The sequence below is a fragment of the Bradyrhizobium sp. BTAi1 genome, from assembly GCF_000015165.1.
GTDB classification, from domain to species: Bacteria; Pseudomonadota; Alphaproteobacteria; order Rhizobiales; family Xanthobacteraceae; genus Bradyrhizobium; species Bradyrhizobium denitrificans.
This window is the reverse complement of the sequence record NC_009485.1, coordinates 6,345,993-6,357,762: the sequence shown is the minus strand read 5'-3', so window position 1 is coordinate 6,357,762 and position 11,770 is coordinate 6,345,993. Positions and strand designations below refer to the sequence as shown.

General features: G+C 66.2%; 8 protein-coding genes. 7 read left to right on the top strand and 1 reads right to left on the bottom strand.

From position 1 onward, the window contains the following. The first annotated feature begins 101 nt into the window (after positions 1 to 101). Complete coding sequence (locus BBTA_RS28665) at positions 102 to 536, top strand: DoxX family protein (RefSeq protein ID WP_012046003.1); 435 nt, start codon at positions 102 to 104, stop codon at positions 534 to 536. Positions 537 to 788: 252 nt separating this feature from the next. Beyond that, entirely contained in the window at positions 789 to 1,601 is an 813-nt protein-coding gene (locus BBTA_RS28660) for a class III extradiol ring-cleavage dioxygenase (RefSeq protein WP_012046002.1), read from the top strand. A gap of 50 nt (positions 1,602 to 1,651) precedes the next feature. On the opposite strand, the gene BBTA_RS28655 is transcribed toward BBTA_RS28660, so the two are convergent. After that, entirely contained in the window at positions 1,652 to 2,269 is a 618-nt protein-coding gene (locus BBTA_RS28655; RefSeq protein ID WP_244424181.1) for a hypothetical protein, read from the bottom strand. An 893-nt stretch (positions 2,270 to 3,162) separates the two neighbouring features. Here BBTA_RS28655 and BBTA_RS28650 point away from each other — a divergent pair. From BBTA_RS28650 to BBTA_RS28630, 5 genes are all read left to right on the top strand, one after another. Then, positions 3,163 to 4,467 (top strand): MFS transporter, encoded by a 1,305-nt coding sequence (locus tag BBTA_RS28650; RefSeq protein WP_012046000.1) that lies wholly within the window; start codon positions 3,163 to 3,165, stop codon positions 4,465 to 4,467. 71 nt (positions 4,468 to 4,538) lie between these two features. After that, positions 4,539 to 5,771, top strand: coding sequence for a cytochrome P450 (locus tag BBTA_RS28645; protein WP_012045999.1), 1,233 nt, complete (start codon positions 4,539 to 4,541; stop codon positions 5,769 to 5,771). Positions 5,772 to 5,941: 170 nt separating this feature from the next. Further along, positions 5,942 to 9,718, top strand: coding sequence for an AsmA family protein (locus tag BBTA_RS28640; protein WP_012045998.1), 3,777 nt, complete (start codon positions 5,942 to 5,944; stop codon positions 9,716 to 9,718). 31 nt (positions 9,719 to 9,749) lie between these two features. Further along, positions 9,750 to 10,691 carry a LysR family transcriptional regulator gene (locus BBTA_RS28635; protein WP_012045997.1) on the top strand — a complete coding sequence of 314 codons (942 nt, stop codon included), beginning with the start codon at positions 9,750 to 9,752 and terminating at the stop codon, positions 10,689 to 10,691. A gap of 123 nt (positions 10,692 to 10,814) precedes the next feature. Then, positions 10,815 to 11,696: a shikimate dehydrogenase gene (locus tag BBTA_RS28630; protein ID WP_012045996.1), complete on the top strand. Its 882-nt coding sequence runs from the start codon at positions 10,815 to 10,817 to the stop codon at positions 11,694 to 11,696. Positions 11,697 to 11,770 lie beyond the last annotated feature (74 nt).

Genomic DNA, 11,770 nt, shown 5'->3' with positions numbered 1-11,770 from the left:
CGCCATCTCACTCTGGTGGTGTGAACTGAATTTCCATCGTACCGGATTATCTCCTAACGGGAAATGATCCATATCCCCGGATGTTCCCACCGGAGGTTTTGATGATCGATTCCCGTACTGCGCCTTATGCTGCGCTCCTGCTCCGCCTTACGCTCGGCGGCCTGTTTCTGGCCCATGCCAGCCTCAAACTGTTCGTGTTCAGCCCGGCCGGCACCGCCAAGTTCTTCGGCAGCATCGGTCTGCCGCCAGAACTCGCCTATGCCGTGATCACGGCCGAGATCCTGGCGGGCATTGCCCTGATCCTCGGCGTCTATACCCGCTGGGTCGCGCTTGCTGCCGTGCCGATCCTGCTCGGCGCCATTTTCACTGTGCATGGCTCCGCCGGGTTCTTCTTCAACAATCCGAAGGGCGGCTGGGAGTACCCGGCATTCTGGGCCGTCACGCTCGTGATCCAGGCCCTGCTCGGCGACGGCGCCTTCGCCCTCGGCGGCCTGCGCACCAGCCTCGCCGGTGGCCAGCTGCGCAGCGCGCATTGACGCTGACGTGAAGCCCGCTGGCCGTCACCACATCCCCACTGTCATCCCCGCGAAAGCGGGGATCCATAACCACAGGGCCCCATTTGGGGCAGGCGAGACGGCCCGTCTGTTCCAACCGCGACATCACGCGGTATGGGTCCCGGGGCGGCGCCCGACCATCGCGGTGCGACGCTCAGGCTTGCCTGGGACAACAATTGTGGTTGGCGCGCGACCTAAGATACCAAAGATACCAATCGAACGAGGAGCGATGACATGACCCTGCCCAGCATCTTCCTGTCGCACGGCTCGCCGATGCTGCCGCTGACGGCATCGGCGGCGCGGGACTTTCTCGCCGGCCTCGGCAACAGCCTGCCGCGGCCGAAGGCCATCCTCGTGATCTCGGCGCATTGGGAGACCGACATCCCGGCCGTCAATGCCGTTGCCGCCAATGAGACGATCTACGATTTCTACGGCTTTCCGCGTGAGCTCTACGAGTTGCGCTATCCCGCGCCGGGTGCGCCCGATCTTGCGCTGGCCGTGGCCGCGCGCCTCCAGGCCGCCGGCCTTCCCGTCGGCGTCGACCGCGCCCGCGGGCTCGACCACGGCGCCTGGGTGCCGCTGCTCCTGATGTACCCGCAAGCCGACATTCCCGTGATGCAGCTGTCGATCCAGACGGAGCAGGGGCCTGCGCATCATCTCGCGCTCGGCCGCGCGCTGGCGCCCTTGCGCGATGAAGGCGTGCTGATCATCGGCAGCGGCAGCTTCACCCATAATCTCGGCGAGTTCCGCAAGCGCCGGCCCGAGATCGACGATCCCGCGCCGTCCTGGGTGGTCGACTTCGCCGACTGGGTGCACAGCGCCGCGATCGAAGGCCGTATCGACGACCTGGTCAACTATCGCCGTCTGGCGCCGCATGCTCGCGACAATCACCCGACCGACGAGCACTTCCTGCCGCTGTTCGCCGCGCTCGGTGCCGCCGGCGAGAATGCCCGCGTCGAGCGGCTGCACAACAGCGCGAACTACGGCGTGCTGCGCATGGACGTCTACGCCTTTCATGCGGAGCGGCGCGCTGATGTCGCTGCATAATTTGGAAGCGCTGCAAATAGGGCGGTTGTAGCGCTAGCTCCGCGTGCCGGCTAATCGTAAGTGGGTGGGGGCCGCCACACGAATTTTTGTCGCTTGCGATCCCATTTCAGCATTGTGAAATCGTCGCAGTCCATGCACGACCATACGGTGATCGTCTGGTCGTCGTCGAGCGAAAGCGCGCTATATTGGTGCGGCGTCTTGAACGCACCGAGCAGACGGATTCTCGGTTTGCCGACGGTGGGCAGGTCGAGGATCATGACGAAGCGTCCCCGCGGTCCCTTGCATTCCTCGTAGACGCCGACAAGCGCGACTTGCCGGGTCTTGGATCCGTCGAACTGGCCCTCGATCGCGAATGACCGTTGGCTTGCTTCCATTGCGTCTTCGCCGCCTGCGAACAGAAACTCTCGTGGGATAAGCTCCTTTCGAAACTCAGTTGCCTTGCACCAGCCCTTCCGGATCTGTCCGACGGGAATCCCGCGGACCTCGGTTGTGAAGGGATGAAACTCGGCGAGCACCCACCAGGCAGTGCTGCTTGTATCTCCTTCGACCGTCATGAAAGGCTGCTCGGCGCGAGCAACGACCGCGCTGGAGATCAAGATGAAACTCAAGGTTGCAATCAGTTGCCGCAAGTTACGGGGCAACTTACCAAGGGCGTGCCGCTCATGCATCGTGACTGCTGTTCAGTATCTGTTGCCGGCCAAAGCCGCGCCAGCCTATTCGGCAACTGTGTAAAGCGTCAAGGCGATTTGATCCTCCAGCACGTCATCTTCGTCGAAATCGCTTCGCGGCACGCGAAGTGGAAGGACGCCAGACCATGACGGCAGAGTGCCGTCTGCCCGTCGGGTTATTATGTCGCAGGCGATTTCGCTTGTGTCGTCGAGCAAATCACCGCGATCTTTTCGCGCATCCCGCCTCACTTTGGAGGGCGTTGCGCGCGATCGTCACGACACGCGAGGCGGGGAGCGGTGGCCGTGAGGTGTTTGCAGCAGGCTCGAAGAGCATGCCGACGAACGAATGTCTTGCGGACGTGAAATCGCAGCGGCCTGACACCCCGATGCTGGTGTCCAGCGCAATGCGCGAGAAGCGCATTGTCGCGATATGGTGGCCAACAAGCCCGGCGCACCAGGGCGACTGCGTATAATCGTGAAGACCATCGCGCAGGGAGGGCCGGGCGATCTCGGCTGAACCTGTGGTACCTGCCGCCTGCATTTTTTTCCGCAGGCGGGCCGCAGGCCTCAGCCGAGGCCTGGCCTTCCCTGCACCCTCTTTCTCGATGAGGGTGACGTTTCAGAAAAACTCGGACGCTGTTGGCGCCGCGGGAGCGACGACGCTCATCGTGCTGTTTGCGATTATTGATGAGGACGAAGACGCCAGCGCGCCATGTCACGCGCGAAGGAGCGACGGGACAATGCCATTGGCCTCAGAACGGAACGTCCGGGTGCAGTGCACCGCACACATGACCTCGCAGGTAAATGACCGGGACGGCCGTTGCGCAGAAAGTCCTTGACCCATTCGCATGCAAATGTTGCGAAGGATCCACCAGGGAGTGAAAACAACAACAATGCGCCTGCCGTTTTATTATGGCTGGGTCATCGTGGCCGTGACCTTCGTGACCATGGCGATCGGCGTCAATGCGCGCACCGCCTTCTCGCTGTTCTATCCGCCGATCATCGCCGAGTTCGGCTGGGAGCGGGGCGTCACGGCGGGCGCGTTCTCGTTCGGCTTCGTCGTCTCCGGCATCGTCAGTCCGCTGATCGGACGGCTGATGGATCGCACCGGCCCGCGGGCGGTGATGGAACTCGGCGTCGCGCTGATGGCCGGCGGCCTGTTGCTGGCGCCACTGACCTCGCAGCCCTGGCACCTCTACGTCACGATCGGCGTGATGGTCGGCGCCGGCAGCGTGTGTCTCGGCTATTCCGGCCAATCGCTGTTCCTGCCCAATTGGTTCATCCGCCGCCGCGGGCTCGCGATCGGCGTCGCATTCGCCGGCGTCGGCATCGGCTCGATGACCTTGCTGCCCTGGGTGCAGCACATGATCGCCCAGACCGATTGGCGCGCCGCCTGCACGGCGATGGGCCTCGTCGTGCTGGTCGTGCTCGCGCCGATCAATCTGCTGCTGCGCAAGAAGCCGGAGGAAATCGGCCTGCGTCCGGACGGCGATGCGGCGCCGCTCGCCAACGCAGCCAAGCCTGTCTCCAACGTCGTCGACGCCGCCTGGGCCGGCGTCGATTGGACCTTGGCGCGTGCGCTGCGCACGACGCGGTTCTGGTGGCTCGCGCTCGGCTATTTCTTCGGGCTCTACGTCTGGTACGCGGTGCAGGTGCATCAGACCAAATATCTGCTCGAGATCGGCTTCAGCTCGAGCGTTGCTGTGTGGGCGCTCGGCGCCGTCAGCCTGCTCGGGATTCCCGGCCAGATCGCGCTCGGTCATCTGTCGGACCGGCTCGGCCGCGAGGCGGTGTGGGGGCTCGGCTGTCTCGGTTTCGCGATCTGCTTCGCCGCGCTGATCGCGCTCAAGGCCGCGCCGTCGCTGCTGCTCATCTATGTGATGGTGGCGACGCAGGGCGCACTTGGCTATGGCCTCACCTCGGTGATGGGCGCGGTCGCGCTCGAAATCTTTCAGGGCGCGCATTTCGGCAGCATCTTCGGAACCCTGATGCTGATCGGCCTGTGCGGCGGTGCCGCAGGTCCCTGGGTGACCGGGGTGCTGTATGATCACACCCTGAGCTACACGCCTGGCTTTGTGATCGCTTTCGTCGGCGCCTTCGTCTCTGCGGCTGCGGTCTGGATCGCCGCGCCGCGCCGGGTCCGCCTCGTCGCGGGCCAATTGCACAGGTTAAAGACGGTGGCCGGGACTGCCGCATGATGTGTGATCTGGTCGACTTGTCATAACGGCGCGGCCGTGAACTAATCGGTCTAATCTGGGAGAGGGACCACATGAACGAGCTCGTTCAGGCCGCGAAGGCCGCACCGCTGTTCAACCCGCTGTCGCCGGAATTCATCCGCGATCCCTATCCCTTCTATCAGCAGCTGCGCGACAACGACCCGATGCATGTGACGCCGTTCGGCTCGGTTCTCGCCAGCCGCCATGCGGAAGCGAGCCTCGTGCTGCGCGACAAGCGCTTCGGCAAGGACTTCGTCGATCGCTCGATCCGGCGCTATGGTCCTGAGATCATGCAGGAGCCGGTCTTCCGCAGCATGAGCCATTGGATGCTGCAGCAGGATCCGCCGGATCATACCCGGCTGCGCGGCCTTGTGGTGAAGGCGTTCACGGCGCGGCGGGTCGAGGACATGCGGCCGCGGATCCAGCAGATCGTCGATCGCACGCTGGACGAGGTGATCCCGCACGGCCGCATGGACCTGATCGAGGACTTCGCCTTCAAGCTGCCGGTCACGGTGATCTGCGACATGCTGGGAATCCCCGAGGAGCATCGCGAGGCCTTCTACAGAAGCTCGCGCGAAGGCGGCCGCCTGCTCGATCCGGTGCCGCTGTCGAAAGCCGAAATCGCCGAGGGCAATGCCGGCAATGCTGTGTCAACCGCCTATTTCCAGCATCTGTTCGAGCTGCGCCGGAAACATCCCGGCGACGACCTCACGACGCAGCTGCTGCAGGCGGAGGAGGACGGCGCCAAGCTCAGCCATGAGGAGCTCACCGCCAACATCATCCTGCTGTTCGGGGCGGGCCACGAGACCACGGTCAATCTGATCGGCAACGGCCTTCTGGCACTGCATCGCAATCCCGACCAGCTGGCGCTCTTGAAGGCGCGGCCGGAGCTGATCACCAACGCCATCGAGGAGTTCCTGCGTTATGATTCCTCGGTGCAACTGACCGGGCGGGTGGCGCTCGAGGATATCGAGGATCTCGGCGGCCGGCGAATCCCGAAGGGGGAGGCCGTGCTGTGCCTGCTCGGCTCGGCCAACCGCGATCCGGCTGTTTATCCGGACGCTCCGGAGCAGCTCGATATCACCCGGGCGAATGTCAAGCCGCTCTCGTTCGGCGGCGGCATCCACCATTGCCTGGGGGCGCAGCTCGCCCGCATCGAGGCCGAGGTCGCGATCGGAACCCTGCTGCGGCGTCTGCCGGAGCTGAAGCTGGACGATCCGGACAACCCGGAATGGCGGCCGACCTTCGTGCTGCGCGGTCTCAAGCGGCTGCCGGCGCACTGGTAACCATCTTCGTGAACGGACTTGTGCAACGCCCCCGGAAATACCGACAGCGCTGTGACTTCGCCATACTTAATCCTATATGATGCAGCGCTCCGGTATCGAAGCCAGTGGGCCCGCTGCCGCATTGGTTTGAAGGTTGGGACGCCGGAGCGTTGTCCTTTGAGGGAGACCCCGTGCAGACGACCCTGCTCGGCTTGGCGATTGCCTTCATCCTTGCGCTCCTTGCTGCGCTGATCGGCCCGTTCTTCGTCGACTGGAACCAGTTCCGGCCGCAGTTCGAGGCCGAGGCGAGCAAGATCATTGGTGTGCCCGTGCGGGTCGCCGGTGCGCTGGACGCACGGCTGCTGCCAACTCCCACGTTGCGGCTCCGACAGGTCACGTTCGGCGGCGCCAATCATCTGGGCAAGCTGCGCGCCGACAAGCTGGACGTCGAGTTCAGCCTCGGCGATCTGATGCGCGGGGAGTGGAAGGCGAATGAACTCACCATCGGCGGAATGGCCGCCGATCTCGGGCTCGACGCCAAGGGCCAGGTCGACCTGCCGGCCGCCTCGGGCCGGTTCAACCTGGCCGCGCTGGCGATCGATCGCTTCAATCTCACCGGTCGGGTCGCTCTGCACGACGCCGCCAGCCGCTCGACCCTCGAGCTGACCGATATCGTCTTCTCCGGCGACGTGCGTTCGCTGGCTGGTTCGCTGCGCGGCGACGGTGCGGTCTCGATCCGCGGCGCCCGTTTCCCGTTCCGGGTGTCGTCGAGCCAGGACAAGGAGTCCGGCGGCCTGCGCGTCCACCTCAATATCGACCCGGGCGAGCGTGCCGTCATCGCCGATGTCGAAGGTCTGATCAGCTTTCCCAACCGCTCGCCGCGGTTCGAGGGCGCGCTCACGCTGTCTTCGCCGCCCAAGGAGCAGGGCGACGGCAAGGACAAGCTCGCCGCGGGCGACCCGGCCAAGCCGCAATCGGCCAATCCGCCGTCCGCCAAGAGCAGCCCGGCCGTGGCAGCGGGCGCGACGCCGTGGCGGATCGCCGCCAAGGTCGGAGGCGACCAGGCCGCGGCCAAGCTCGACCAGATCGAGGTGACCTTCGGCGAGGAGGATCGCTCACTCAAGTTCACCGGCAGCGGCGACGTGCGGTTTGGCGCCGCACCGATGCTGCGCGCGACGCTGTCTGCGCGCCAGCTCGATGCCGACAAGCTGCTCTCCGGTGGCGGCGATGTGAGGGACAGGCGCGCGATGGCGCCGGCCCGCGTCTTGCCGGCTTTGCGCAACTGGATTGCGCAGCTGCCGACCCTGCCGCTCCCCGCCAATGTGCAATTCTCCACCGAGCAGATCATGCTGTCGGGCCGCCCGGTGCAGAACTTCACCGCCGACCTGCACAACGAGACGACGGCATGGAGCCTGGAAAAGGTCGATCTGCGCGCGCCCGGCGCGACGCATCTGACGTTCCGCACGATCGGCATCTCGACCGCGGTCACGTCCGGCTTCTCCGGCGCGCTCGACCTTTCATCATCGGAGCCTGACGCCCTGGTGGCCTGGATGCAGGGCCGCAGCGATACCACCTACCGCACCCAGCGTCCGCTGCGGCTGCGCGGCGATATCAGCGTGGCGCCGGATCGGGTGGCCATCGATAGTCTGAAGGCGGACATTGACGGCGGGTCCGTCGATGGACGCATCGCGCTGATCACCAAGGCTGCCGGAGCGGGCTCCCGGCTGGAAACGGCGCTCAAGGGTGACAGGCTCGACCTCGATGCTGCGCTGGCGGTGGCGCGTTCGCTCGCAGGAGCCTCGGGCGAGTGGCCAACCGAGGCCAGCGTGGCGCTCGACATCGGCCGCGCCAAGATCAGCGGCCAGGAGCTCAGTCCGCTCGCGACGCGCTTTTCCTACGATCCCAAGACGATCGCTCTCGATCAGCTCAAATTCGGCCAAAGCGGCGGCGTCAGCAGCGAGGGCTCCGGCCGGTTCGATCGCGCCGACGCGACCGGACGGCTGGTCCTGACCTCGATGGCCGGCTCGTTGAAGGAGATCACGTCGCTGGTGCAGCCGATCGCGCCGAGGATCGCCGCTCGTTTCGATGCCTTGAGCATCCCCTCGGGCGCGGCGCGGCTGAAGCTCACGCTCGATCTCGCCAAGGATCCGACGAACCTCGAGCGCAGCCAGGCGAAAGCCGTGCTCGATCTGGATGCGCCGCAGTTGAAGGGCTCGGCGACCCTGACGGCAAAGCCGTCGGCGGCAGCACTCCGCAGCTTCGAAGTCGATGCGATCGACCGTACCGAGCTCGGCATCGAGAGCCGGCTGTCATCTGAGCAGGGCCATCTGGTGCTCGCGCTGCTCGGCCTCGACCGCTTTGCAGCGGTGGGCAACGGCCCGGCGCAGTTCGAAGCGAGCGTGAGCGGCAGCTGGCGCGCGCCGTTGCGCGTCAATGCCAAGCTGTCCGGCGCGGGTCTCGACGGCGACGCACAGGGGACGATCGAGCCATGGGGAGAGTTCACCAAGGCGACGGCGAATCTGCGCCTGCGCAGCGCCAACCTGGCGCCGCTGGTTGGGCTGAAGCCCCAGGAAAGCGCAGCCCAGAACGTCCGGCTGTTCGGCCGGCTCGGTCTCTCCGGCACCCGCGTGACCCTCGACGATATCGACAGCACGGTCGGCGGCTCGCGGCTCCGCGGTCGTCTCGCGATGAACCTGGACGATGAAAAGCAGATCGACGGCGAACTCGGCCTCGATGCGCTCGATGTCCCGCAGCTGTTTTCGGTGCTGGTCGGCGCGGCCGGCCAAGACGCGGCCGCGCCGCTTGGCCCGGGCCTCTTGAAAGGCTGGCGCGGGCGGGTGTCGTTCCAGGCTCTGAGCGGCGCTGTCTTGAACGGCACCGAGCTGCGGCCCCTCGGTGGCGCCGTCGCGAGCGACGGGCAGTCGCTGACGATCGAAAATCTCAAGGGCAAGCTCGGCGGCGGCGATGTGACCGCGACCGTCGAGGCGCGTTCCAACGCCAATGGGCTGGTTCTGAACGGGCGCGTCGAGCTCGCGGGCATCGACGGCAACGCACTGCGCTATCGCAGTCTGAAGATGCCGGCCGGCAAGGTGTCGGCCCAGATGGCGCTCGCCGCCGAGGGGCGCAGCGTGCAGGGACTCGTGAGCGCGCTGTCGGGCAATGGCACTGTCACACTCGACAATGCGGCGATTCCAAATCTCGATCCGCGGGCGTTCGATGCGGCCTTGCGCGCCGCCGATGCGGGACAGCTCGGCGATGACGGCAAGCTCCGGCAGATCGTCGAGCCGGCGCTGAGCTCGGGCACGTTGTCCATTGCTTCGGCTCAGATCCCGTTCATCATCCGCGACGGCCGGCTGCGCGTCGGCGCCACCCCGCTGGAAGCCCAGGGGGCGCGCGCGATCGTCTCCGGCGGCTTCGATATCCCGGCCGATCAGGCCGACATTCGCGCCAGCCTCAGCTCTAACACGGTCGGCAGCTCCAACAGCCGGCCGGAGGTTCAGCTGTTTGCGGTCGGCACGCCCGATACGCTGACGCGCGCGGTCGACGTCACCTCGCTGTCCTCCTGGCTTGCCGTGCGTGCGATCGACCGCGAGACGCGCCGTCTGGACGCGATCGCGCGCGGCGAGGCGCCGCCGGCCTATTCGTCGTCGACGGCGTCGCTGCCGGGTGGTCCGGATGTCGCGCCGGTCCCGCCCAATGCCGCCGACGTGCCGGTGCCCGGACGTGATCCGCGGCGCGATCCGCGCGCCAGGCTGGGCGGTCCGCGCGCGGCGGTGCCGCCGCTGACCGCGCCGCTCTCGGCTCCCGCAACGGCCCCTGCGCCGGCCGCCCCTGTGGCATCGAGCCAGCCGCAGGTTGCTCCGCTGCCGCCGCCGGTCGAGATCAAGCCTGCGCCCGGCGCGCTGCCGCCGCGGCCCCGGCCCTTGCCGCGTCCGCCGGTCGTGTTGACGCCGCCGGGCAGCCCGTGACGACCACGCGCGTCGGGGAGGGGCAGCGCCGATGATGACGTTGCGCCAGGTCGAGGTCATCCGCGCGGTCATGGTGACGGGCACCATCAATGGCGCGGCGCGGCTGTTGAAGGTGTCGGCGCCGGGCGTCAGCCGGTTGGTGAAATACACCGAGCGCTCGCTCGGCATCCGCTTTTTCCAGCGCCAGAACGGTCGCTACTTCCCGACCCCCGAGGCGCAGAACATCTTCGCGCAGATCAACAGCGTCTACGAGAAGGTCGACGATCTCAGCTACATCATCTCCAATATCGGTCGCGGCGCGCTGTCTGAGCTGCGCATCGGCTCGGTCCCCAGCATTTCCCAGGTCATGGTGCCGCGCGCGATCGAGCGCGTCCGCCGCCGCTATCCCGACCTCGGCATCGACATCAACATCCTCAAGATCGAGGAGGCGATCGACTATCTGATGCTGGGCAAAGGCGAGTGCGTGGCGATGAGCTACCGCCTCGACCATTCCGCGCTTGAATTCCTGCCGTTGGCGTCGGGTGAATTGTTCTGCATCGTCCCGCCCGGCCATGAGCTCGCCGGCCGCAAGCAGGTCTCCGCCGCCGAGATGACGCGCTATCCGCTGATCGGCATCGATCCCAACGATCCCTACGGCCGGATCATGGCGGAGATCTTCGCGCGCAACAGGCTGAGCTACAACATCTCGATCAAGGCGCGCTTCGGCACCACGGTCTGTGCGCTCGTGAAGGCCGGGCTCGGCATCGCGGTCATCGACCAGTTCACGGTGGCGCATGGCGGCTATCCTGGCATCGAGCTCATCAAGATCGCCGAGCCGACCCGTTTCGACACCTACATCGCCGTCAAGCGTGGAACGCCATTGTCGCTCTATGCCGAGCACTTCATCGATTGCCTGCGCGCCGAGATGCGCGCGGTGGAGCCGGGCCGGCGCGCGGCGGCGAAGCCCGCCAAGGCGCCTGCCGGCAAAAGATAACATGATGTTAGGTTCGGCGGATAATTGGGTAATTGTGTTAGCGGATGGACGCGCTATCGTCCGCCGCATCATTCATCGCTCGTGCGGCGATCGCGCGAGGCGGCAGCAGAGACTGAAGCGAACGTGCCTGATTTTACCGCGCTCAAAGCCCGCAAATTCCTGACCGGCTTGATCGGTGCACCGATCGCGCATTCGGCGTCTCCCGCGATGCACGAACACGCTGCGGCGGCGCTCGGCGTCCGCTGCCACTATCAGCTGATCGAGGTCGCCGGTGCCGACCGGGCGGGCCTTGCGACGCTGCTCGAAGGCGTGCGCCGGCTGGGCTTCGCCGGTGTCAATGTGACCTACCCCTACAAGGAAGCCGTGGTCGAACTGCTCGACGAACTCGCACCGAAGGCGGCGGCGATGGGCGCCGTCAATACCGTCGTTGTGCGCGACGGCCGGCTGATCGGGCACAATACGGACACCACGGGCTTTGAGCGCGCGGTCGCGCCGTTGTTGAGCCAGACCGGTCGCGGTGCCGTGGCGCTCATCGGCGCTGGTGGCGTCGGCAAGGCGATCGCTTTCGCACTTGCGAACCTCAACGTCGCCGGGCTGCGCATCTATGACACCGAACGCGCCCGAGCCGAGCGGCTTGCGCGTCTGCTTCCTGCGAGCACCGGAGCCGTGGTTGTCGATAGCGTCGAGCGGGCGCTGCAGGGCGCGGCCGGTGTCGTCAATGGGACGCCGATCGGAATGCTGCCAAACCGCGGCACGCCAGTCCCCGATCATCTGTTGCGCACCGATCTCTGGGTGGCCGACGCCGTCTACTCACCGCTGTGGACGCCGCTGCTGAAGGCCGCCAAGGCGAGGGGAGCGCAGGTCCTGCTCGGCCGCGAACTCGCCATCTACCAGGCCGCCGACGCCTTCGAGCTGTTCACCGGGCTCGCCCCCTCGACCGAGGCAATGGGGGCGGCGTTCGACAACCACATGGCAGAGAGATATCCGGCGGTTGACGCCGCCTGAGCCGGCGGTCAATACGCGCCGGACCATTCGTTCAAGCAAGAAACGCAAACAAGCGTTTAAAGCAGAGGAGGAAA

Coding starts and splice junctions, on each gene's coding strand:
- BBTA_RS28665 (WP_012046003.1), top strand. CDS start 102: ATGATCGATTCCCGTACTGCGCCTTATGCTGCGCTCCTGCTCCGCCTT.
- BBTA_RS28660 (WP_012046002.1), top strand. CDS start 789: ATGACCCTGCCCAGCATCTTCCTGTCGCACGGCTCGCCGATGCTGCCG.
- BBTA_RS28655 (WP_244424181.1), bottom strand. CDS start 2,269: ATGCATGAGCGGCACGCCCTTGGTAAGTTGCCCCGTAACTTGCGGCAA.
- BBTA_RS28650 (WP_012046000.1), top strand. CDS start 3,163: ATGCGCCTGCCGTTTTATTATGGCTGGGTCATCGTGGCCGTGACCTTC.
- BBTA_RS28645 (WP_012045999.1), top strand. CDS start 4,539: ATGAACGAGCTCGTTCAGGCCGCGAAGGCCGCACCGCTGTTCAACCCG.
- BBTA_RS28635 (WP_012045997.1), top strand. CDS start 9,750: ATGATGACGTTGCGCCAGGTCGAGGTCATCCGCGCGGTCATGGTGACG.